Annotated in this window: 22 protein-coding genes and 1 tRNA gene; 19 read left to right on the top strand and 4 right to left on the bottom strand. The window is 38.0% G+C overall.

Going from position 1 to position 24025, the window contains the following annotated elements:
- The first annotated feature begins 25 nt into the window (after positions 1 to 25).
- A complete protein-coding gene (locus H7U17_RS16905; protein ID WP_186757929.1) occupies positions 26 to 943 on the top strand; it encodes an ROK family protein in 918 nt (305 codons plus the stop codon).
- Positions 944 to 949: 6 nt separating this feature from the next.
- Here H7U17_RS16905 and H7U17_RS16900 read toward each other — a convergent pair whose 3' ends face one another.
- Positions 950 to 1345, bottom strand: coding sequence for a magnesium transporter CorA family protein (locus H7U17_RS16900; RefSeq protein ID WP_186757928.1), 396 nt, complete (start codon positions 1343 to 1345; stop codon positions 950 to 952).
- A 305-nt stretch (positions 1346 to 1650) separates the two neighbouring features.
- Here H7U17_RS16900 and H7U17_RS16895 point away from each other — a divergent pair, with 305 nt between their 5' ends.
- The 8 genes from H7U17_RS16895 to rplT all read left to right on the top strand — a co-directional run bounded on the left by H7U17_RS16895 (position 1651) and on the right by rplT (position 10877).
- Entirely contained in the window at positions 1651 to 2145 is a 495-nt protein-coding gene (locus tag H7U17_RS16895) for a DNA topoisomerase IV (RefSeq protein ID WP_186757927.1), read from the top strand.
- A 27-nt stretch (positions 2146 to 2172) separates the two neighbouring features.
- Positions 2173 to 4077: a DNA topoisomerase IV subunit B gene (locus tag H7U17_RS16890; protein ID WP_186757926.1), complete on the top strand. Its 1905-nt coding sequence runs from the start codon at positions 2173 to 2175 to the stop codon at positions 4075 to 4077.
- A 57-nt stretch (positions 4078 to 4134) separates the two neighbouring features.
- Positions 4135 to 6741 carry a DNA gyrase/topoisomerase IV subunit A gene (locus H7U17_RS16885; protein ID WP_186757925.1) on the top strand — a complete coding sequence of 869 codons (2607 nt, stop codon included), beginning with the start codon at positions 4135 to 4137 and terminating at the stop codon, positions 6739 to 6741.
- Between the two features lies 1 nt (position 6742).
- The gene (locus tag H7U17_RS16880) at positions 6743 to 7441 is read left to right on the top strand and encodes a TrmH family RNA methyltransferase (protein WP_186757924.1); all 699 of its coding nucleotides are present in this window, start codon (positions 6743 to 6745) and stop codon (positions 7439 to 7441) included.
- A gap of 178 nt (positions 7442 to 7619) precedes the next feature.
- A complete protein-coding gene (thrS, locus tag H7U17_RS16875) occupies positions 7620 to 9569 on the top strand; it encodes a threonine--tRNA ligase (RefSeq protein ID WP_186757923.1) in 1950 nt (649 codons plus the stop codon).
- Between the two features lie 88 nt (positions 9570 to 9657).
- A complete protein-coding gene (gene infC, locus H7U17_RS16870; RefSeq protein ID WP_186757922.1) occupies positions 9658 to 10209 on the top strand; it encodes a translation initiation factor IF-3 in 552 nt (183 codons plus the stop codon).
- Positions 10210 to 10231: 22 nt separating this feature from the next.
- A complete protein-coding gene (gene rpmI / locus H7U17_RS16865; RefSeq protein WP_186757921.1) occupies positions 10232 to 10426 on the top strand; it encodes a 50S ribosomal protein L35 in 195 nt (64 codons plus the stop codon).
- 106 nt (positions 10427 to 10532) lie between these two features.
- A complete protein-coding gene (rplT, locus tag H7U17_RS16860) occupies positions 10533 to 10877 on the top strand; it encodes a 50S ribosomal protein L20 (RefSeq protein ID WP_186757920.1) in 345 nt (114 codons plus the stop codon).
- A gap of 402 nt (positions 10878 to 11279) precedes the next feature.
- Here the strand turns inward: rplT and H7U17_RS16855 are convergent, their stop codons facing one another.
- Both H7U17_RS16855 and H7U17_RS16850 read right to left on the bottom strand, forming a co-directional pair.
- Positions 11280 to 11543 carry a GIY-YIG nuclease family protein gene (locus H7U17_RS16855; protein WP_186757919.1) on the bottom strand — a complete coding sequence of 88 codons (264 nt, stop codon included), beginning with the start codon at positions 11541 to 11543 and terminating at the stop codon, positions 11280 to 11282.
- Between the two features lie 53 nt (positions 11544 to 11596).
- Positions 11597 to 11670: transfer RNA gene (locus H7U17_RS16850), tRNA-Met, on the bottom strand.
- Between the two features lie 172 nt (positions 11671 to 11842).
- Here H7U17_RS16850 and H7U17_RS16845 point away from each other — a divergent pair.
- From H7U17_RS16845 to bshB1, 8 genes are all read left to right on the top strand, one after another.
- Positions 11843 to 12238 (top strand): START-like domain-containing protein, encoded by a 396-nt coding sequence (locus H7U17_RS16845; RefSeq protein WP_186757918.1) that lies wholly within the window; start codon positions 11843 to 11845, stop codon positions 12236 to 12238.
- An 84-nt stretch (positions 12239 to 12322) separates the two neighbouring features.
- Positions 12323 to 14164: an LptF/LptG family permease gene (locus H7U17_RS16840; RefSeq protein WP_186757917.1), complete on the top strand. Its 1842-nt coding sequence runs from the start codon at positions 12323 to 12325 to the stop codon at positions 14162 to 14164.
- A 77-nt stretch (positions 14165 to 14241) separates the two neighbouring features.
- Positions 14242 to 14517: a 30S ribosomal protein S15 gene (gene rpsO, locus H7U17_RS16835; protein ID WP_186757916.1), complete on the top strand. Its 276-nt coding sequence runs from the start codon at positions 14242 to 14244 to the stop codon at positions 14515 to 14517.
- Positions 14518 to 14626: 109 nt separating this feature from the next.
- Positions 14627 to 16768 carry a polyribonucleotide nucleotidyltransferase gene (pnp, locus tag H7U17_RS16830; protein ID WP_186757915.1) on the top strand — a complete coding sequence of 714 codons (2142 nt, stop codon included), beginning with the start codon at positions 14627 to 14629 and terminating at the stop codon, positions 16766 to 16768.
- A gap of 83 nt (positions 16769 to 16851) precedes the next feature.
- A complete protein-coding gene (locus H7U17_RS16825; protein WP_015267200.1) occupies positions 16852 to 17715 on the top strand; it encodes a sigma-70 family RNA polymerase sigma factor in 864 nt (287 codons plus the stop codon).
- Positions 17716 to 17907: 192 nt separating this feature from the next.
- A complete protein-coding gene (gene trxB, locus H7U17_RS16820; RefSeq protein ID WP_186757914.1) occupies positions 17908 to 18852 on the top strand; it encodes a thioredoxin-disulfide reductase in 945 nt (314 codons plus the stop codon).
- A gap of 51 nt (positions 18853 to 18903) precedes the next feature.
- Entirely contained in the window at positions 18904 to 19887 is a 984-nt protein-coding gene (locus H7U17_RS16815; RefSeq protein ID WP_394353725.1) for a peptidoglycan DD-metalloendopeptidase family protein, read from the top strand.
- A gap of 65 nt (positions 19888 to 19952) precedes the next feature.
- The gene (bshB1, locus tag H7U17_RS16810; RefSeq protein WP_186757912.1) at positions 19953 to 20669 is read left to right on the top strand and encodes a bacillithiol biosynthesis deacetylase BshB1; all 717 of its coding nucleotides are present in this window, start codon (positions 19953 to 19955) and stop codon (positions 20667 to 20669) included.
- 56 nt (positions 20670 to 20725) lie between these two features.
- On the opposite strand, the gene pdxH is transcribed toward bshB1, so the two are convergent.
- Positions 20726 to 21361, bottom strand: a complete 636-nt coding sequence (gene pdxH / locus H7U17_RS16805) for a pyridoxamine 5'-phosphate oxidase (protein ID WP_186758026.1) — start codon at positions 21359 to 21361, stop codon at positions 20726 to 20728.
- Between the two features lie 95 nt (positions 21362 to 21456).
- Here pdxH and H7U17_RS16800 point away from each other — a divergent pair, with 95 nt between their 5' ends.
- The gene (locus H7U17_RS16800) at positions 21457 to 22026 is read left to right on the top strand and encodes a YqgE/AlgH family protein (protein ID WP_186757911.1); all 570 of its coding nucleotides are present in this window, start codon (positions 21457 to 21459) and stop codon (positions 22024 to 22026) included.
- A 54-nt stretch (positions 22027 to 22080) separates the two neighbouring features.
- Entirely contained in the window at positions 22081 to 23940 is a 1860-nt protein-coding gene (locus tag H7U17_RS16795; protein ID WP_186757910.1) for a DUF349 domain-containing protein, read from the top strand.
- The last annotated feature ends 85 nt before the right edge of the window (positions 23941 to 24025 follow it).

The raw sequence follows: 24025 nt of genomic DNA, 5'->3' as shown, positions 1-24025 counted from the left end.
GCCAAAACCTATTAATCCATAAACCATGAATAATCAACAAGAACACTTTTTGGGTGTAGATGTGGGTGGAACACACCTTAAAATTGGCAAGGTAAACTTGCAAGGAGAAATTGTTTCTTTTGATAAAGAAGATACCAGTCCATATAAAGATGACCCCAAAGGGTTTAATGCTTGTTTTGTAGATGTGATTGGAAAGTACCTTTCCAAATATCCTGATATCCACAAGGTGGGTATTGGACTACCAGGCTTGATCAACAAGGAGAGGACAACTACGCTTGAAATTCCAGCCATTCCAAATTTGGACGGATTTAATTTAAAGCAATCTCTTTTGGATAAATATCCAGATAAATCTTTTTTCTTGGAAAACGATGCCAGTGCGGCTGCTGTGGGTGAATTTAAATTTGCATCTTCCAAACCATCTCCCAATTTCCTATTTATTACTATGGGGACGGGAATCGGTAGCGCTGCGGTGATCGATGGAAAGATCTTTAAAGGTGCTAGGGGGAATGCCATGGAAATGGGACATATGATGTCTCGTGGGAATGCCCGTTTGGAGACCTTAATTGGAAGGAATGGAATTTTGACCATTTTGCAAAGAATGATCCACGCCTATCCAGAGAAGGCAGGTGTACTTCATGACAAGGAATTGGGGACACATTTATTGGTGGATACTGCCCTTGAAGGAAATGAGGTTTCCTTGATGACTTTTGAAGAAGTTGGTAATATTTTGGGAGAAGCCATTGTATCTACAGTTAGAATCCTTGATGTCACTGAGATTTATTTTGGAGGAGGAATATCTGCAGGCTTGGAATTTATGATGCCATCTCTGGATAAGACGGTAAGGCAGTATCTTACCCCATATTATGTCAATGATTTGAAATTAACTAAAGCCACCTTAGGGAATAATGCAGGTACGCTTGGAGCTGCAGCCCTTTGTTTTTGATCCAAATCAAGGATTCAAAGTGGTGATGGTTACTTCACTCACTTTATTAATAGCATTTAATCGAAAGAGAACCTTTAGGGGTTCTTTTTCTGTTTTTTGACCTTCTTGACAATCTTCTGATGGTTCTAGAAAGTAAAAAAAGAAACTCTGACTTTTGTCCAATAATTCGACTCTATCTGGCCTGCCAAAAGTAAGAATGAGTTCTTGATTATTGGCCTCCAAAAATGTGTTTTTGATTTTTCTTAGTTCTTCAAGGTCTTGAATCCTAAGTCCTTTACAACCATAACGATCGTTTTTCCAGTTTTCCAAGTTTATTTTTCCTGCATCCAGTTTACTTGAGCAAGCACTGAAAATAAGGACAACACATAGTAAGGATAATGATGAAAAAAGAGACTTGTTCATATACTAATGATCAGAAGCGATTGAAATTGAGCAACGAAGGTACGATAAGAAAGGATAAAGTAAAACATGACCTTTAGAATTATAAAGTTTTAAGTGGGAGCATTAGCTGTATAAGTCATTGACCTTGTCACTTCATTAATTTCGATAAATTATAAACAGGAAAAATTTAGCTTAAATGGCTCTTATTGTCAGTAAATTAAAGCATATCTGCAAATATGTGTTAGATCAAGGATGAAAAATCTACTACTTCCATCAAGGTATTCTTTGATCTTAAACCTTATATTAGCAGTTTAAATTATGAATTTATGAACTATCGATTTGCCAAAGCATTTCATTTGCTTTCCGTATTCTTCTTCATTGCCATTTTCTTGTATATCTACTCTGCCTTGCCTCAGCAGGTTAATTACGAGCTCGGAGAAAATGGCGAAACCTTAAAGGTAATTGATAAGAATACCTTCTTCTATGTAGGTATAGGTTTATTTATCCTACTTAATCTGGTTTTGATTACTCCGGCAAAAATGATAGAAAACAAGTCTACTGCGAATATCAAGAAGCTGTTTAGGAATGGAGATCCATTTAAGGATAATATGTTGACCTGGTCATATTCTTTTGCATCGGTTTTGAATATTTCCATTATAATTATTGCCTTTTTTGTGCATGGAATTAATGGAATGACTGAGACAATTGGTGACGGATCTGGATATGGCTTGTATTTAATTCCAGTATTTTTTGTAATATGGATTGTTTGGTTGTTTGTAATTGTTTCCAAAAAGATGAACAGCCTTAAATCAGAAGCTTAAGAAGTACCGTAGAAATTTAAAATATCAATGGCAGAAAAAAACGTACAATACACCGAAGATAGCATCAAGTCCCTTGATTGGAAAGAGCATATTCGACTCCGTCCAGGGATGTATATTGGGAAATTAGGAGATGGTAGTGCTCAGGATGATGGGATTTACGTTTTGGTAAAAGAAATCCTTGATAACAGTATTGATGAACATATGATGGGCCACGGAAGGACCATTGACATCAAGATCAGTGAGCATAGGGTCGAGGTAAGGGATTATGGTAGGGGAATACCACTAGGAAAGGTGATAGACTGCGTTTCCAAAATTAATACGGGCGGTAAGTACGATTCAGGCGCATTTCAGAAATCAGTAGGACTGAATGGTGTCGGTACCAAGGCGGTGAATGCTTTATCTGAATATTTTAAGGTACAATCCTATAGGGATGGTCAAACCAAAGTGGCAGTATTCAATAAAGGAGAACTGGTTGAAGATAAGGAAGTGGTGAAAACCTCTGAAAGGAATGGTACAAAAATCGTTTTTTCTCCTGACCCTACAGTATTTAAGAATTACCATTTTATTCCTGAATATCTTGAAAACCAGATTTGGAACTATGCCTTTCTTAATGCTGGACTAAATATCAATTATAACGGAAAGAAGTATTTCTCTGACAGAGGACTACATGATCTTTTGGACAGAAAGATTGATGAAGATAGTAGCAGATATCCCATTATTCACCTCAAGGGAAATGATATAGAAATGGCCTTGACCCATTCCAACCAATATGGTGAAGAGTATTATTCTTTTGTGAATGGACAGTTTACTACCCAAGGTGGTACGCACTTGTCAGCCTTTAGAGAAGCTTTGGTGAGAGCCATTAGGGAGTTTTTTAAAAAGGATTATGATGCCTCTGATATACGACAGAGTATTGTGGGTGCCATTGCGGTGAGGGTTCAAGAGCCAGTTTTTGAATCCCAAACCAAGACCAAGCTGGGCTCCCAAAGTGTTGGGCCTGATGGGCCGACATTGAGGACATTTGTCAATGACTTTATCAAGGTAGAACTTGATAATTACTTGCATAAAAACCCTGACACCGCTAATGCGCTACTTAAAAGGATATTGCAGTCTGAACGGGAAAGGAAGGAAATTTCCGGTATTAAGAAGCTGGCCAATGAACGCGCCAAAAAGGCGAATCTTCACAATAAGAAACTGAGAGATTGCCGTGTCCATTATGATGACAAGAAGGCGAATGAGGAAGCCAAAAATGAAACCATGCTCTTTATTACAGAGGGGGATTCTGCTTCAGGTTCTATTACTAAATCTAGGGACGTACAAACGCAAGCAGTGTTTTCTCTTAGGGGTAAACCACTGAACTGCTACGGTATGACCAAAAAGGTGGTGTATGAAAATGAGGAATTCAACTTGCTTCAACACGCTCTTAATATTGAGGATGGCATAGAGGGGCTTCGCTATAGGAAAATTGTGATCGCTACTGATGCTGATGTGGATGGAATGCATATAAGGTTGCTGATCATGACCTATTTCTTACAGTTTTTCCCTGATTTGGTAAAAAATGGCCACCTATATATATTGGATACCCCACTTTTTAGGGTGAGAAATAAAAAAGAGACCATTTACTGTTATTCAGACGAAGAGCGAAGAAATGCCATCGCCAAGCTGGGTAATAAACCAGAAATTACCCGATTTAAGGGATTAGGAGAGATTTCTCCAGAAGAATTTGGTGGATTTATAGGAGAGGATATCCGTTTGGAGCCTATTATTCTTAGGAAAGAAACCAAAATTGCAGATTTGTTATCCTTCTTTATGGGGAAAAATACTCCGAAAAGGCAGACGTTTATCATTGATAACCTGAAGGTGGAAAAGGATGTGGTCGATGAAAAAGATAATCTAAAACCTGCTGATGAGAAGGAGATAGAGGCGGCATAATTGCTACTTTTCAACTAAATCTGTTTAATACCCTTTATTAAATTGCTAGAATAGAATATGAGTGATATAGAAAATAATGGTATGGAAGATAATGGCGAAGCCCTTCACAATTCGGTACCCGTTACCGGAATGTACAAAGACTGGTTTCTTGATTATGCTTCCTATGTGATTTTGGAGCGTGCAGTACCTGCGATTGAAGATGGTTTCAAGCCGGTACAGCGTAGGATCTTGCATGCAATGAAAGAGATGGATGATGGCCGCTTCAATAAGGTAGCAAATATCATTGGTCAAACCATGCAATACCACCCACATGGGGATGCTTCCATTAGTGATGCCATCGTTAACCTGGGACAAAAGGACCTACTGATAGAAACACAGGGAAACTGGGGGGATATCAGGACAGGTGATGGTGCTGCAGCTGCCAGGTATATAGAGGCAAGACTTTCTAAGTTTGCCTTGGATGTAGTCTTTAATCCTCAGACAACTGAATGGCAGCTTTCTTATGACGGAAGGAAAAGGGAGCCATTGACCTTGCCTGTTAAATTTCCATTGCTGCTTGCTCAGGGAGTGGAAGGAATCGCCGTGGGACTTTCTACCAAGATTTTACCCCATAACTTCTGCGAACTTATTCAGGCATCCATAGATGTATTGAAAGGGAAGAAAACCAATGTTCTGCCAGACTTCCCGACAGGTGGTTTGGCTGATTTTTCGGAGTATAATGAAGGGCTTAGAGGTGGAAAGATCAAGGTTAGGGCCAAGATTGAAGAAGGTGACAGTAAGAGCCTTTTGATCAAAGACATTCCTTTTGGGACGACTACCAACTCTATTATAGATTCTATTATCAAAGCCAATGATAAGGGTAAGATAAAGATCAAAAAGGTGGTGGACAATACTGCCAAAGATGTAGAGATACAAGTGTTCTTGGCTTCTGGCCAATCTCCTGATATGACTATTGATGCATTGTATGCATTTACGGATTGTGAGGTGTCCATTTCTCCTAATGCCTGTGTGATCATTGATGATAAGCCTGTTTTCTTGACTGTCAATGATATTCTCAAAAGGAATACCATACAAACCAAGGATTTGCTCAAGCAAGAGTTGGAAATCCGTAGAGGAGAACTGATGGAGAAATTACTTTTCTCATCACTTGAAAAAATATTTATTGAAAACAGGATCTATAGGGATATTGAAGAGTGTGAGACCTGGGAGGCAGTTTTGGAAACCATTGATAGGGGACTGGATCCTTATAAACCTGAATTTTATAGGGAAATCACCCAAGATGATATCATAAGGCTTACAGAGATTAAGATAAAGCGGATTTCTAAGTTTGATACCTTCAAGGCTGACGAGTTGATGAGGAAGTTGGAGGAAGAGCTTAAAGAGGTCAATTATAACTTGGAAAACCTTACCGAGTTTGCTATTGGATATTATAAAAACCTGTTGAAAAAGTACGGTAAAGGAAGGGAGAGAAAAACTGAAATCCGAACTTTCGATACCATAGAAGCAACAGTAGTGGCAGCAAATAATGCCAAGTTGTATGTGAACAGGCAAGATGGTTTTATTGGCCATGGTCTTAAAAAGGACGAATTTGTATGTGACTGTTCTGATCTTGACGATATCATAGCCTTTAAAAAGGATGGTACTTGTGTAGTAACCAAAATACAGGATAAGGTATTCGTTGGTAAAGATATTATCCATGTTGGGGTCTTCAGAAAAGGAGATGAAAGGATGGTCTATAATATGATCTATTTAGACGGTGGTTCAGGAAGGGCAATGGTGAAGCGATTCCAGATATTAAGTGTTACCAGGGATAGAGAATATGTGCTTACCAAAGGAACCAAAGGATCCAAGGTACTTTACTTTACTGCCAACAGTAATGGTGAGGCTGAAATCATTACGGCTTATTTGACTCAAGGCAGTAAGGCTAGGGTAAAAGTTTTTGATTTTGACTTTAAGGACATAGATATCAAGGGAAGAGGAGCAGGAGGAAATATCCTTACCAAATACCCGGTAAGGAAAATCCAATTGAAAATGGAGGGGGTGTCGACTTTGGGCGGCCTTGATGTATATTTTGATGATGCTGTGGGAAGATTAAATACTGATGAGAGGGGAAAACTGATCGGTAATTTCCTGGGTGATGATAAGATCATTGCTTTTTATAATGATGGTAGTTACGAGGTTACTTCTTATGAATTGACCAATAGATACGATACGAATACCTTATTGTCAATTGAGAAATTTGATCCGGAAAAGGTAGTTTCAGCCATTTATTATGATGGATCTAGTAAGCATTATTATGTGAAGCGATTCTTGATAGAGACCAGTACGGTCAATAAAAAGTTTTGTTTTATTTCGGACCATAAAAAATCCTATTTGAAGGTTGTTTCTTTGGATAAGCAACCACAGGTAAAAGTAAGTCTCAAGAAAGGCAATGAAGTGGAGCAGGTAGAATATGATTTGGATATGTTGATTGATGTGAAAGGCTGGAAGGCAGTAGGAAATAAGCTTTCTTCCCATCCGATCAAGGATATCAAGTTATTGGTTCCTGTGAAAAAAGCTGAAGAAAAGCCTAAAGAGGGAAATCTAGAAGTTGGCTCCACTGTGGATTTAGATGTGAAAGGGGAAGAGGATGAGGATGACAAGGAGCAATTAGGATTATTTTAATATGACAAATAAAAATCCTGATAAGGCCTTGATGGCCTATTTGGAACAATATATTACTGACCATAAAAAGGCCAAGATGGAAGAAGTCTTGGCCTTACGGTCTAGATTTTTTACTGTGGTTTTGGAGGATATTTACAAACCGCATAATGCCAGCGCGGTGATCAGAACCTGTGATTGTTTTGGGGTTCAGGATATACATATTTTAGAGAAATCAACTACTTATCATATCAACCCCTATGTGGTTAGGGGAGCGGCTCAATGGGTAAATCTTCATCGCTATGAAGAAGCCCCTTCTATTTCGGCTGTAGATAGTTGTTTCTCGGTACTGAGAAACAATGGGTACAAAATATTGGCTACTTCCCCGCATGGTAAAAGCATGCCTTTAAGTGAGGTGAAAACGGATGAAAAAATAGCCTTGGTATTTGGGAATGAGCATGCCGGAGTAAGTGATGAAGTTATCGAGAAAAGTGACGGTTTGGTCCATATTCCCATGGCAGGTTTTACGGAAAGTTTTAATATTTCAGTAAGTGCCTCTGTCTGTCTTTATGACCTTCATCAAAAGATTGCCAAGAACCGTCCTGCTGATTTTTATCTAGAAGAAGCAGAAAAAGAAGTCTTGAGGCTGGAGTGGTATAAAAGCGTGGTAAAGAATTCTGATATCCATATCAAGCAATTTTATCAATCCAATGAAAAGGGGTGAAAAAAGCGGGAATATTTGATTGATTAAGTGGAAGGTAAAGGCTATTATTTGTATTATAACCAAATATCCTATTCTTTAAGTTTAAAATTTTTCAATCCCATGCTGAATTTGCATATTTGCATACTTAAAGCACCTGTTTGTAAAGGTGCTATGTTCAATTCAATTTTAGAAGAGTTAAATGTCTAATAACTTAATTAACATTACACTGCCCGATGGGTCAGTGAGAGAGTATGAAAAAGGAACTACCGGCTTACAAATCGCGCTTAGTATCAGTGAGGGATTGGCTAGGAACGTTCTTGCTGCTAAAGTAAATGGAGAGGTTTGGGATGCAACCAGACCAATTAATACTGATGCTGAGGTGGCATTATTGACCTGGAATGACAAAGATGGAAAATCTACTTTTTGGCATTCATCTGCCCACCTTTTGGCTGAAGCCTTGGAGGCATTGTATCCTGGGGTGAAATTTGGTATCGGCCCATCCATTGAAACAGGTTTTTACTACGATGTGGATTTTGGGGATAAGCAGATAGATGGAACAGAGTTGGAGACCATTGAGAAAAAGATGGTTGAGCTTGCCCGCCAGAAAAATGAATATATTAGAAAAGATATATCCAAAAGTGATGCCATTGCCTATTTCGAAGAAAAAGGTGATGAATATAAGCTAGACTTGATCGACAGATTAGAGGATGGCTCAATTACATTCTATGAACAAGGGAATTTCGTAGACCTTTGTCGAGGTCCGCACGTACCAAACACTGGCTTTATCAAAGCTGTTAAGCTGCTTAATGTGGCCGGTGCCTATTGGAAAGGGGATGAGAATAATAAAATGCTTACAAGGATCTATGGTGTTTCTTTTCCAAAGGCCAAGGAGCTTACTGAGTACCTTAAGATGCTTGAGGAAGCCAAAAAGCGTGACCATAGAAAATTGGGTAGAGAGTTAGAATTATTTACTTTCTCCGAAAAAGTAGGAATGGGGCTTCCTCTTTGGTTGCCAAAAGGTACGTTGTTAAGAGAGCGTTTGGTAAGCTTTTTGAAGAAAGCCCAAGACAAGTCAGGATACCAACAAGTGGTGACTCCGCATATTGGTCATAAGGCACTTTATGAAACTTCTGGACATTATGAAAAATATGGCAAGGATTCTTTTCAGCCAATCGCGACCCCTCATGAGGGAGAAGAATTCTTATTGAAACCAATGAACTGTCCTCACCACTGTGAGATATATAAGCATAAGCCTCGATCTTATAAAGACCTGCCCATTCGATATGCAGAGTTTGGTACCGTATATAGGTATGAACAAAGTGGTGAATTGCATGGTTTGACAAGGGTAAGGGGCTTTACACAAGATGATGCCCATATTTTCTGTCGCCCGGATCAGGTAAAGGAAGAGTTTATCAAGGTAATAGATTTGGTGCTTTATGTGTTCAAGGCATTGGGTTTTGATGATTATACCGCTCAGATTTCTCTTAGGGATCCTGAGAACAAAGAAAAATACATTGGTGGAGATGATGCTTGGAACAAAGCGGAAGCTGCCATTGTTGAGGCTGCCGAAGAAAAAGGACTTGATACCGTTACTGAACTTGGTGAAGCGGCTTTCTATGGTCCAAAGCTGGACTTTATGGTAAAAGATGCTTTGGGAAGAAGCTGGCAGTTGGGTACTATTCAGGTTGATTATCAATTGCCTGATAGATTCCAATTGGAGTATGTTGGTTCGGATAACCAGAAGCACCGTCCGGTGATGATTCACAGAGCTCCTTTTGGATCTTTGGAAAGGTTTGTAGCGGTGCTTATAGAACACTGCGCAGGTAATTTCCCGCTTTGGTTATCACCTGAGCAAATAAATATTTTACCGATTTCCGAGAAATTTATTGAGTATGCCAATACGGTTCATCAGTTACTTGATGAGCAGGATATCTCTGGTTCAATAGATAATAGAGATGAGAAAATTGGCAGAAAGATTAGGGACTCAGAAGTTAAAAAAGTGCCTTTTATGCTAATTGTAGGTGAAAAAGAAGAAGCAGAAGGCAAAGTGTCTGTGCGTAAGCACGGTGAAGGTGACTTGGGTAGTTTCACTCCGGAAGAGTTTGTGAAGTACTTCAAAAATATTATTTCGGAATCCCTGAGTAAATAAAAATAAAAGCTAAAAAAGAAGGGGTATTTTAATAATTAAAAAAATATCCGATATTTGCAGTCAAATTCATTTAATCAATATAACTATTTTGAGAGGAAGAAAACCGTTTAGACCGAGACAAGAAGAACCTTATAAAGTAAATCAAAAAATCCGAGCGCGAGAAGTGAGGGTAGTTGGTGACTTTGTGGAAGGAGGAAATGCAGTCCTTCCTACGGATGCAGCTATCAAGATCGCCAAGGAGCAGGATCTTGATCTCGTAGAAATTTCTCCTAATGCTAATCCGCCTGTATGTAAGGTGATTGATTATGCGAAGTTCAAATACGAACAGAAAAAGAAGCAAAAGGAAATTAAAGCTAATGCTGCTAAAACTGTTCTGAAAGAGATTCGATTCGGACCTAATACGGACGATCATGATTTCGCCTTTAAATTAAAGCATGCCATCAATTTCCTGAAAGATGGTGCTAAGGTGAAAGCCTACGTACACTTTGTGGGTAGGTCAATTGTCTTTAAGGAAAGAGGAGAGATGCTGTTATTGAAATTCGCACAGGCTTTGGAAGAATACGGTCATGTGGAGCAACTTCCTAAAATGGAAGGTAAAAGAATGAATATGTTTGTTGCTCCCAAAACCAGTAAGAAATAATTTCAACAAATAATACAGTGTTATGCCTAAAGTAAAAACTAAATCAAGTGCAAAAAAGAGATTCAAATTAACTGGATCTGGAAAAATTAGAAGGAAACATGCTTACAAAAGCCACATCCTGACTAAGAAGGAAACCAAAAGAAAGAGAAATCTTACTAAAATGGGTGAAGTTCATGAGTCAGATGTGAGCAGAGTAAAAGACATGTTGAGAATCTAATTTTCGACAAAATCAATTTAAAGGTTATTTATTCACCAGATGCTTGGTTTGTCAAGTTCTGAGGATGAAAGTCTGCAGGCACCAAGAGTCAAAAAATTAATTAATTATGCCTAGATCAGTAAACGCGGTAGCGTCAAGAGCAAGAAGAAAAAAAGTATTAAAAGCTACAAGAGGTTATTTCGGAAGAGGTAGCAATGTATGGACTGTAGCAAAAAACAAGTACGAAAAAGGTTTACAATACGCTTACAGGGATAGAAAAGCTAAGAAGAGAGAATTCAGAAAGCTTTGGATTCAGCGTATCAATGCCGGTGCCAGAGAACATGGCATTTCTTATTCACAATTCATGGGTCTGCTCAAGAAAGCAGAAGTTGAGCTAAACAGAAAAGTTTTGGCTGACCTTGCTATGAATCATCCAGAGGCATTCAAAGCTGTTGTTGAAAAAGTAAAGTAAGGAGCACTAACTTACTCTATTAATAAAGCCCCTCGTTTGAGGGGCTTTTTGTTTGTTAATATTTTTTGTTTACCGGCAGGTCAATTTCTTAAATTTCACTATATTACAAAAAGCACGGAACAAATATTTATTAAAAATTGGGGGAGGGGCTTCCTTTCAAATTTAGGTGTAGATATTATTAAGAGTATTGTCTCGGTACTTCTAATTTATTCATAGAGGTTGAGTAATAGGTTGTGACCTGTTTCGAAAAAACTGTACGATAAAAAATTCTTCCATGATTGAATAAGTGAAATATATAAAATAGGCTCCCAAAAACGGAAGCCTATTTGTAGTCCCGATAGTTATCGGGAGGAGTTGAACCCTTTTCCGCCTTGGCGGATATTAATCTATTGCTAACTTAATTTATAGATAGTTGGGTAGGATATTTGTTTTGATCCAAAGTCTTCCTTTACCAGTTTTAAGCACCTTTTCTCTTTGAAGGGCATTGGATTTAGAAGAAAAGATTTCAGTATGAATAACTATCCATGGTCTATATTTGGTAGTAAAGCCTATTTTAGCAAAGGAATTATGTGAATGGAACCTATTGATAAGGTCAGATGTCATTCCGGTATAGGTTTTACCAGAAGATTTAGAGGATAAAACATAAACAGTGAAAAGTTCATCCATGATAAAAAGAGTAAAAAAACAAAAAAAGGCTCCCAAAAATGGAAGCCTATTTGTAGCGAGGACGGGAGTTGAACCCGTGACCTCAGGGTTATGAATCCTGCGCTCTAACCAACTGAGCTACCTCGCCAGGAAAATTGACTCTCTTTTGAGTCGTCACTATCATCAAGAGTATTAATTTTGGCTTTGGTTAACTGCCAACTCCTTGCTGAATGGGAATGCAAATATGTAGGGTTATCTGATTAAATGCAAGTCCTGAAGGTGAAAAATGTTAACTTTTTATAGAATAAAATTTTATAGTTATGGTAAAGAATAAGTTTGTTGCTGACTATCAGGTGAATACTTCCAAAAAGATTATTTTCCCATATTTGAGTACTGCCAGTGGACTTTCTGAATGGTTTGCTGATGATGTAACCATCGACGCTGATAAGAATTTTAATTTTATTTATGATGGGATCGATCATTATGCGAGGATAGCTGCTATTCGTTCTAACCATGGGGTGAAATTTGAGTTTTTCGACCCAGCTATGCCTGATGAAGAGGATCGCTCCTATGTCGAGTTTAGGTTAGATGAAAATGAACTCACACAAACCATGTTTTTGAAGGTGATAGACTATAGTGATTCTTATGATGATGGAGAGCAAGAGGAGATTTGGGATGGTTTGATTAGCACTTTAAAGGAAATTATTGGCGGATAAATAATTCGATCATTATAATTTTTCATTTAATATGATGAACTTAGTGCGCTCATATTACGTGAATAATTGGTGGTTGAACGCCTCATGAAAAAATTAGATAAATTAATTCTAGGGTCCTTTATTGGGCCATTTTTATTGACTTTCATTGTTGTAGACTTTATTCTACTAACTGTAAACATGCTCAAATATTTCGATGAGATATTTGGCAAGGGTTTAGGGTTTGGTGTCTATATGGAGTTGATAGGGTACTTTGTGGTGTCTATCTCACCCATGGCATTGCCCTTGGCTGTATTGCTGTCCTCATTGATGACTTTTGGTAATTTAGGGGAGCATTTTGAATTGACTGCCATTAAAAGTAGCGGGATATCCTTGGTGAGGGCTTTAATGCCAATAGGCGTTTTTGTTTTTTTTCTTACCATCGCTGCGTTTTTCTCCAATAATTATTTAGTGCCAAAGGTTAATCTAAAGACTTTTAGCTTGCTCTATGATATTCGAATGAAATCACCTGCATTGGATATCAAGGAAGGAGTTTTTTATAATGGCATTCCAGGCTATAGTATTAAGGTGAATAAAAAACTGGATGATGTCCGTTTGCAGGATGTCATCATTTATGATCATTCTAGCGGGCAAGGTAATTTAAGCATGATTATGGCTGACTCGGGTAGGATGGAACCTTATTTCAATGACCGCTATATGAAACTTACTTTATTTCATGGAAAAAGCTACAATGAAGATAAGGCTCAAAGGGGGATTAGAGGGAAGCCAGTTCCTTTTACAAGGACCCATTTTGATAAAAATGAGATCGTATTCAGTTTGGATGCATTTGAAATGGACAGGACCCCAGAGAATCTATGGTCATCCAATAGGTCCATAAAGAATATAAGCGAAATAAAGCTGGACGTAGATTCTATGTCGAATCAATTGGTGAATTACCAATATTATAATTATGCACAGCTAAAGTCTGCCTATTCATTTTTCAGTAAACAAAGGGAAATTCAGATTCCAGAGGATCTTCAGAGAAAAAAAGCCAAAATAGACTCGCTTAAGGATCTTGAATTCAAAAGAAAGATGGCCAGGGAAGAAGAGCTAGCAGGAATGAATAATATAACGACACATGTGGAAGGTGAAGAGAATAGTGAGGCAAGTAAAGATGTTAAATCCCAAGCCAAGATAGATAGTGGCAAAAGCGTGAATATAGCTTCATCCGAGATAGAAAAGCCAATTACAATTGCTAAGGATAGTCTTCCTAAGGATTCAAATGTTGGTGTAGAGAATGCTACCAATGTTGAAAATAGATTGGTTGAGAAACAAAAAAAGAATGTCGATACACTTGAGGTTAATAAGGCCAAGAAGTTAATTGCCGATAGAAAGAAGAGTGAAGAGGATACAAAGACAGCTTATTTGGACTTTTCTGAAAGACAAATAGCCAAGGTAGATTCGGTTTTGGAGAGCGGCCAGTATAAGTCAAGGGCAGCTACCATTGGTTTGCAGAGTGCTAGAACGTTAAGAAATAATTTTAACAGTAATATGGCCAATGTGGATGGCCTTGCTCGTCAAAAAAGGAGGTTTGAAATAGCTTGGTATCAGAAATATACCCAGGCCTTTGCTTGTATAGTGATGTTTATGATAGGTGCTCCACTGGGGGCTATTATTAAGAAAGGAGGGCTTGGGATGCCAGTGTTGCTGTCGATCATTTTCTTTATTTTGTTTTATATGTTGAATCTGACAGGAGAAAAATGGGCAAAAGAGGGGTTGGCAGATCCATTGTTTGGAAGCTGGTTCGCTAATATAGCTTTAATTCCTGCAGGAGTTTTCTTCCTAAGGCAAGCAAGGAAAGATGCCAGGTTATTTGAAGCTGACGCATATTATGCTGCTTTTCAGAAAATCAAGGGGCGCCTAAAGCTAAAAGGCAGTAAAAAACTCTAAGGGATTTTACTATTAGAAATAATAGTCATATCTTTGTAGCTGCTTTAAATAAACGTAATAATTAATTTTAACTAAGCATGTATTTAACTTCAGAGAAAAAATCAGAGTTGTTTCAAAATCATGGTAGGTTAAAGTCTGACAAAGATACAGGTTCTCCTGAGTCTCAGATTGCTTTGTTCACATACAGAATCAAGCACTTAACTGACCACTTGAAAACAAACAAAAAAGATCACTCATCAAGATTAGGTCTTTTGAAATTGGTAGGTAAGCGAAGAGCTCTTTTGAATTATCTTTACAAGAATGATATTTCAAGATACAGAGCTGTATTAGCAGACTTAGGACTACGTAAATAATTAGCATGTAAGGTTCCCGACTGCGGGGACCTTACTTTTTTTCTTTTCCCCCATATATTTAAACCTTACTTTTAAAACTAGTCAGAAGATTTATTCTTAAAGAAATCGTATGTTACCAAATGTAATTTCAAAATCTATCGTTCTTGAGGATGGTAGAGAAATCATTATTGAAACCGGTGCATTGGCCAAGCAGGCGGATGGTGCTGTGGTGGTTAAAATGGGCAATGCTATGCTCTTGGCAACCGTTGTTTCAAAAAAAGAAGCGGGAGAAGGCGTGGACTTTCTTCCGATGTCAGTAGATTATCAAGAAAAATTTGCCGCATCAGGCAAGATTCCGGGGGGCTTCTTAAAAAGAGAAGGTAGGCTTTCAGATTATGAAATCTTGATCAGCCGAATTGTTGATAGGGCTATCCGTCCTATTTTTCCAGAAGACTATCATGCTGACACGCAGATCATGATCACCCTAATGTCTTCGGATGATGAAGTATTGCCAGATTGTTTGGCGGGTTTAGCAGCTTCTGCAGCACTTGCAGTATCAGATATTCCGTTCAATGGACCTATTTCAGAAGTGAGGGTAGCTAAAATTGATGGTGAATTGGTAATCAATCCAACACCAAGCAAATTAGAAGAAGCTACACTAGAATTCATCGTTGCCGGATCATTGGATTTTATTTTGATGGTAGAAGGTGAAGCTGATGAAATCTCAGAAGATGAGATGGTTGAAGCTATTCAATTTGCTCACGAAGAGATTAAAAAACATTGCCAAGTTCAGATGGAGCTTACCAAATTGGTAGGTAAGGAAGTGAAGAGAGAATACTCTCATGAAAAAGAAGATTTGGCATTATATGAAAAAATGAAGACTGAGCTTTATGACAAATGTTATGAAGCGGTCAGCAAGCAAATCGCCAATAAAAATGAAAGGTCTGAATTGATCAGTGCGATCAAAGAAGAGTTTGTTGAAAGTTTAGGTGAAGAGCATGAATATGAGGCAGACTTGATCGGTCCGTATTTCAAAAAAATCCATAAAGAAGCAGCAAGGAACTTAACCTTGAATGAGAAGAAACGTTTAGATGGACGTAAGCTTGATGAGGTGAGGCCTATTTGGTCTGTGGTGGATTACTTGCCATCAGCTCATGGATCTGCTGTATTTACGCGTGGAGAAACCCAGTCTGTAACTACATGTACTTTGGGTACCAAATTGGATGAACAAATGGTTGATGGAGCAGTTATCTCCGGATACAATAAGTTCTTCCTTCATTATAATTTCCCAGGATTCTCAACTGGGGAGGTAAGACCAAACAGAGGACCAGGACGGAGGGAAGTAGGACATGGTAATTTGGCCATGAGAGCGCTTAAAAAGGTGCTTCCAGGAGAAGACGAAAATCCATATACTATCCGTGTGGTTTCAGATATTTTAGAATCAAACGGATCTTCTTCCATGGCTACAGTTTGTGCTGGTTCATTAGCCATGATGGATGCAGGTATTCAGATTAAGTCACCTGTTACAGGGATTGCAATGGGGATGATTTCTGATGCTGAAAGCGGAAACTATTCTATTTTATCTGATATTCTGGGTGATGAGGATCACTTGGGAGATATGGACTTTAAAGTGACCGGAACATCCAAGGGGATAACTGCTTGCCAGATGGACCTTAAGGTAGAAGGGTTGGATTATAATGTATTGAAAGAAGCATTGTACCAAGCCAAAGATGGTAGACTTCATATTCTGGATAAGATTTCTGAGACACTGGCGACGCCGAAGGCTGAACTAAAACCACATACTCCAAGGTCTTACAATATGACTATACCTAAGGAGTTGATCGGAGCGGTGATTGGACCAGGAGGTAAGGTGATTCAAGAAATCCAGAAGGATACTGGAGCAACTATTGTTATTGAAGAGGTTGATAACCTTGGTAAGATCAATATATTTTCTAACAACCAAGAATCGATGGATTCTGCTATTCAACGCATCAAGAATATTGTTGCTCAACCAGAAATAGGAGAGACCTATACTGGTATAGTGAAAAACATTATGCCGTTTGGCGCGTTTGTAGAGTTCATGCCAGGTAAAGATGGTTTATTACATATTTCGGAAATCAAGTGGGAAAGACTTGAAAATATGGATGGAGTTTTGGAACCTGGAGAAGAAATAGTTGTTAAATTAATTGACATAGATAAAAAGACTGGAAAATTCAAGCTTTCTAGAAAGGTTCTTTTGCCAAAGCCTGAGAAATCTGGGAAAAAAGATTAAATTATCCAGTAGATTAGTAATTTGAACTTATTTAAGATGAAAATCTGTTATAAGTAAGTCCTAACTAAAAATGAAATTCCTGAATGAGGCAGCTTAAAATTAGCAAACAGATCACTAACCGGGAGAGTCAGTCTCTCGATAAGTATTTACAAGAAATCGGTAAAGTCGACCTTTTGACAGCAGATGAAGAGGTTGTTCTTGCCAAAAGAATCCGGGAAGGTGATCAGCTAGCTCTTGAGAAATTGACTAAAGCAAACTTAAGGTTTGTGGTATCTGTGGCAAAACAGTACCAAAACCAAGGGTTGTCTTTGGGAGATCTTATCAACGAGGGAAACCTTGGGCTTATCAAAGCAGCACAGCGTTTTGATGAAACCAGGGGGTTTAAATTCATTTCTTATGCGGTATGGTGGATCAGACAATCTATTTTGCAGGCATTGGCCGAGCAATCTAGGATTGTGCGTCTTCCTTTGAACCGTGTAGGGTCTTTAAATAAAATCAGCAAAACTTTCAGTGAGCTAGAGCAGCGCTTTGAAAGAGAGCCATCTCCGGAGGAATTGGCTGAGGTATTGGAAGTAACTGCTGGAGAAGTGGTGGATACCATGAAAATCTCAGGTCGCCATGTATCCATGGATGCACCTTTCGTTCAAGGTGAAGAGAATAGTCTTTTAGATGTTCTGGAAAATGATGGTGAAGAGAAGCCGGATGATGGTTTGATGAATGATTCCTTAAGGAAAGAAGTTCAGAGAGCCCTTTCTACGCTTACTCAAAGAGAAGCCGATGTTATAACTTTGTATTTTGGTCTTAATGGTGAACATGCCATGACGCTGGAAGAGATAGGTGAGAAATTCAACCTTACCCGTGAGCGTGTAAGACAAATCAAAGAAAAAGCTATCAGAAGGTTAAGACATACATCGAGAAGTAAGACGCTAAAACCTTATTTAGGATAAAAAATAAGTCATCAGACAAGAAAAGGGGCTCAAGCCCCTTTTTTTTTGTTGAATATTATTCCTGAATTCTCCTTGGGTATACCCTGAAAGGATATGAAAAATTTTAATTGAATATTTAGGGAATTTTAACAGGGAGATTCTTTGTTAACAAGATTAAAATTCTAAAATTTGCCAACCAAAAATTCTTGGTCAATGAATAAAGAAGCAGAAAAAGTTAAAGTTTTAATTATCGGTTCTGGGCCTGCAGGATATACTGCGGCTATTTATGCATCAAGAGCCGGTCTTAGTCCTGTACTCTATACTGGAGGACAACCAGGTGGTCAACTTACCATCACTAATGATGTTGAAAACTATCCAGGATACCCTGATGGTGTCATGGGACCACAAATGATGGAAGACTTCAAAAAGCAAGCAGAAAGATTTGGTACAGATGTGCGCTATGGATTGGTTACAGGAGTTGATTTTAGCTCTAGACCACATAAGGTGATAGTAGATGACCAAACAGAAGTACTTGCTGATACAGTAGTTATTTCTACGGGAGCCTCAGCTAAATGGCTTGGACTTGAAAGTGAAACCAAATTAAACGGTAAAGGAGTTTCGGCTTGTGCGGTATGTGATGGATTCTTTTTCCGTCAACAGAAAGTAGCGATAGTAGGCGGTGGTGATACTGCTTGTGAAGAAGCATCTTATCTTTCAAATATCTGTGAAAAGGTATATATGCTAGTGAGAAAAGATGAACTTCGTGCTTCAGTAATCATGCAGGAAAGAGTTAAGAATAATCCTAAGATTGAGATTCTTTGGAATACTGAGACTGAGGAGATTTTGGGTGAAGAAGAAGTGACGGGAGCAAGGGTTAAGAATAATCAAACGGGAGAAGTTACAGAACTTGATGTGACTGGATTCTTTGTGGCTATTGGTCACCAACCTAATACCCAGATTTTTGAAGGGGTATTGGATATGGATGATGCTGGATACATTATTACGCAGCCAGGAAGCACAAAAACTAATGTCGAAGGTGTATTCGCCTGTGGTGATGCTCAAGATCATATTTATAGACAAGCAGTGACTGCTGCAGGAACCGGATGTATGTCTGCTCTGGATGCAGAGCGATTTCTTGCTGAAAAAGAAATGGCTTAAAATTCCATGAGTATAAATGCATTTCGCTTAATATTAACAATAATTCTGTGCATGGGCATCAACTGGGCCCATGCACAGGTTTTTCCTAAAATTAAAAAGAATACCGAACCGGCGGTAAAATTGCCGGATGTTCGTAGTATCAATACTTTTGATGTAAAACAGTATCTAAAAGATTTGCACCGGGATACTGACTCTTTGATATATAAGGACAGGGTGGATTTGAGGCGTAGGTTGAGTGCAGTAAGCGAAGATACGCTTTCCTTGGTATGGGTGCCCACCCATCAATTAGTGCAGGTAACTGAAAAAGTTCAAATAGATAGTATTTGGGTAACAGCCTTTGAGCATTATTCCTCTTGGGACAGTCAGCGGATTAATAGTTATGATTTTAACCCTAAAGACTTTAAGGATACCATTCCTGTAAAACTTTACGATTCATTTTACGGTAGCAATTGGAGCAAACCGCTGGACCAAACAAAAATCAATTCTGAATTTGGTTTTAGGAGGTACCGTTGGCATCACGGGACTGATTTGGACTTGAATACGGGAGATCCTGTATATGCTGTATTTGATGGTATTGTAAGGATGCGTTCTTACGATAGGTATGGATATGGTTATTATTTGGTGATAAGGCATAGAAACGGACTTGAGACCCTATATGGGCATTTGTCTAAATTTAATGTTAATGTAGGGCAAGAGGTAAAGGCTGGAGAAGTAATAGCCAAGGGGGGAAGTACTGGAAGGAGTACAGGTCCCCATTTACATTTTGAAGTGAGGTATCAAGGCTTGTCCATTAACCCAACTGAGTTGTTTGACTTTTCAGTGGGAAGGCTAAAAAACAGTGTTTATACTATTACTGCCAATAGTTTCGATCACGTAATAGAGATGCAGAAGGCTATATATCACAGGGTGAGGAGTGGAGAAAACCTAAGTGTTATAGCAAGAAGGTATGGTACGACAGTTAGGCAGATTACACGAAAGAATAATATTTCTACCAGATCTATTCTTCGAGTAGGCCAAAGATTAAGGATTAGGTAAACTATTCATTTCATATTCTTGTTTAATGGGAGTTTTGAATAAATTTTCATAAAGATAAATTTCTGATGAAGTTAGATATTTTGGTTATAGCTGCCCATCCTGATGATGCCGAGTTATCATGTTCAGGTACCATAGCAGCACATATTGAAAAAGGATATAAAGTTGGGATTTTGGATTTGACCCAAGGAGAAATGGGTACTAGAGGCACCCCCAGCTTAAGGTTAAAGGAGTCGAACAAATCTGCTGAAATTCTTCAACTGTCTGCTCGGGAGAATCTTGGTTTTAAAGATGTTTTTTTTAGAGATGATGAACAGCATCATCTTGAGGTAGTTAAAGTGATCCGGAAATACCAACCTGAGATTGTTTTGGCCAATGCAGTGACTGACAGACATCCCGACCATGGAAAAGGGAGCAGTTTGGCAAGTAACGCCTGCTTCATCAGTGGGCTTAGAAAAGTAGAGACCAGTTTTGAAGGTGAAAACCAAGAGGCTTGGAGACCCAAATATGTGTATCATTATATCCAAACAAATTATATTAAGCCAGATTTTGTGTTTGATATATCAAATTACTGGGAAACAAAGCTTGAGAGTATAAAAGCGTTTAAGTCCCAATTTTATGACCCAAATAATAAAGAACCAGAAAGCTATATAAGTAGTCCTGAATTTTTCACTTTTATTGAGGCCAGAGCCAAGGAATTTGGTCAAAGTATTAATGTGAAATATGGTGAGGGATTTACAGTTGAAAAAATGATCGGAGTGGACAACCTTTTTGATCTAAAGTAATTTCATTTAATTTCTTGCTAAACAAAATAAAAAAGAGGTGGGAGACCACCTCTTTTTTATGGTGCTAATCTGACTTTGTTCCATTGGCCAGATTCCATAATGGTATATAAAATCCTGTCATGCAGTCGGCTGGCTCTACCTTGCCAAAACTCGATCGCTTCAGGGGTTAATCGATAACCTCCCCAATGTTCAGGTCTTAGAATGGCTTTATGTTTAAATTTTTCAATCATCTCAGCCTCTTTATTTTCGATAAATTCCCGGTTGGGGATTACTTGGCTTTGAGGTGAAGCCCAAGCACCAATTTGACTGGCTTCAGGTCTTGTTTTGAAGTAATGGTCCGAAATTTCGGGATTGACTTTTTCAATTTTACCTTCAATTCTAATTTGTCTTTGGAGTTCAGGCCAAAAAAATGTAAGTGCAGCATAAGGGAATTCCAGTAGTTCCTTCCCTTTGTTGCTGTTATAGTTGGTATAAAAAATAAATCCACTGTCAATACCCTTTAAAAGGACAATTCTGGATTTAGGTTTATGGTATTTGTCTATAGTGGACAAATTCATTGCGTTTGGCTCATTGACTTTTGCATTTATAGCTTCCTCTAACCAAGAGCTAAACTGTTTTAAAGGAGAATCATCCATTGAAGATACCTCCATTGATTTGAGTGTGTATTCTGTTCTAAGTGCTGAAATATCCATTTTACCAGTGATTTTTATCGTCATAAAAATACCATTGTTAATTGCATTTATGAAATTTTGACCTATATTAAAGATCGAATATCAAATACTCTTTGATGGATAAAAACGAGAAAATCACACCTAAATCGGGGCAATTACTTATATCGGAGCCTTTTCTACAAGATGAGAATTTTGTAAGATCGGTGGTGTTGCTATGTGAAAGTAATGAGAACGGTTCCTTTGGTCTTGTTTTAAATAAGTTGTCGATATTGAAGATTAAGGATTTGTTAGATGAACTGGAATTTCTTGACATGGAAGTATATGTAGGAGGCCCAGTAGAGCAAAATACTTTACATTTTATCTATCAAGGCCCTTCTCTCTTGGAAGGCAGTGTTCAACTAGGAGAGGATTTATATTGGGGAGGGAATTTTGAGGAGTTGGTAACTAAGTATAAAACAGGGCAGGTTGATCTTGAAGGGTTTAGGTTTTTTATTGGTTATTCTGGTTGGTCAGAGGGACAATTGGAGGATGAACTAAAAGAGAAAACCTGGATATTATGTGATCAAGTGGATGCGAAGACGATTTTTGACTCATCGCCTGATGAGCTTTGGAGGGTTGCTCTACGAAATATGGGAGGAGATTTTCAGGTTTTGGCAAATTATCCAATCGACCCAAGATTAAATTAAATTATTTATTACTTTTGCTTATAGCATATTTGGTAAGATGTACTCATAGAGATTATGAAGAACGATAAGGAAATGTCAGAAGAAAACAAGGTGACCCAAGAATCAGTGGAATCCACTGAAATGGGTAATCAGCAAGAATCGGAAAATGTGGAAAACCATGAAGAGGATCATCATGATGATGAGCATCATGAAGAAGAACACCACGATGTAGATTATGGTAATTATTCCAAAAAGCAGCTGATAGGAGCGCTGAAGGAAATTATAGAAAAAGGTAATTACATCAAATCCGATCAAATAGTAAATGATATAAAAAGTCACTTTGAGGAGGACCATTATAAGAAGGAGAGGGAAGGAGCTTTAAAAAGCTTTTTGAATGATGGAGGTGTAGAAGATGATTTCCAATATAGACAAACAGAAGAAGACAAGATATTTTTTGCCTTATACGGTGATTTCAAGAATCGAAGGACAGAACAAATAAAGAACCTGGAGAAGGAAAAGGAGAAAAACCTTTATTCCAAGAACCAAATCCTAGAAAAATTAAGAGAATTGGTAGATGGAGAGGAAACTACTCACAGTATCTCTACCATTAAGGATATCCAACAAGAATGGAAGGAAATAGGTCCTGTTCCCGGGGCTCAAAATAAGAGCTTATGGGCTTCATATAATGCTTTAATGGATCGATTCTATGATAATAGAAGTATCTATTTCGAATTAAAGGAACTCGATCGTAAAAAGAACCTTGAAGGTAAGATAGAGCTTTGTGAGAAGGCTGAAGCGCTCAATGAAGAAGAAGACCTGAGAAGTGCTATCAAGGCATTGAACGACCTTCATGAAGAGTTTAAGCATATTGGTCCTGTACCTAGAGAGGAACAAGAAAATGTTTGGCAGAGGTTTAAAGGTGCTTCCGATGCTGTATATGCTAAGCGTAAAGCATATTATGAAAGTCAAAAGGAGGTATTTAAAGAGAACCAAGTTAAAAAAGAAGCTTTGATCAAAAAGCTGGATGAATTTAAAGAATTTAAGGCTAATCGGATCAAAGAGTGGAATGTTAAGACCAAGGAAATCCTTGCAATCCAAAAAGAATGGGAATCTATTGGGCCGGTACCAAGAGAATGTGGGAGAGAGATAAATAGGAGTTTTTGGGGCTGTTTTAAACAGTTTTTCCATAATAAAAATTTATTCTTCAAAGAACTGGATGAAATTAGAAGGATAAACAAAGAAAAAGCAGAGGGCTTGATTGAAAAAGCAGAAACGCTTAAAGACAGTACCGATTGGCAAAATACCTCTAATGCCTTAATTAAACTTCAACAAGAATGGAAGAAACTCGGACCAACACCTGAGAAAGTTAGGGATGAGCTCTACAGGAAGTTTAAAACTGCTTGTGATACCTTTTTCGATAATAGAAGACAGGCCAATAAAGAAACTAATCAAGAGTTTGAGAAGAACTTGGAGCTTAAAGAAGCCATATGTGAGAAAATAAGTGGTTTACCTGGTTCTGATGAGCTTACTATTGAAAAGCTGGAAAAATTAGTGGAAGAATATAATTCTATTGGTTTCGTTCCTAGAAAGAATATCAAGAGTATAGCTGCTAAGTTTAACGAAGCAGTTGAATCTTGTGTTGATGTAATGGATACTGATGGAGAAAATAGGGAAGAATTCCTATTCCGTTTGAACTTGAACAAAATTCAATCTGATCCAAATTCTGATAGGGTGTTCAACAAAAAGGAACACGGTATTAGAAAACAGATAAGTGATCTTGAAAACAATATAACTTTGTGGAAAAATAATCTTGAATTTTTTGCTTCATCAAAAACTGCTGATAAACTCAAAGATCAATTTGATCAGAAAATAGAGAAAGCAGAAGAGGAGATTGAGAAGCTTAAGAAAAAACTTTCCATTCTAAGAGAATTTTAAGTTTCTAACTATTAGGGAGATAAAAATATCTCCCTAATTTTTTTACCAAATCATTTGGGATGATATAAGAATGCCCATATATTTG

This window comes from Echinicola salinicaeni, from assembly GCF_014280965.1.
Lineage (GTDB): Bacteria > Bacteroidota > Bacteroidia > Cytophagales > Cyclobacteriaceae > Echinicola > Echinicola salinicaeni.
The sequence above is the reverse complement of the archived record's forward strand: the minus strand, read 5'-3'. Positions and strand labels throughout refer to the sequence as shown.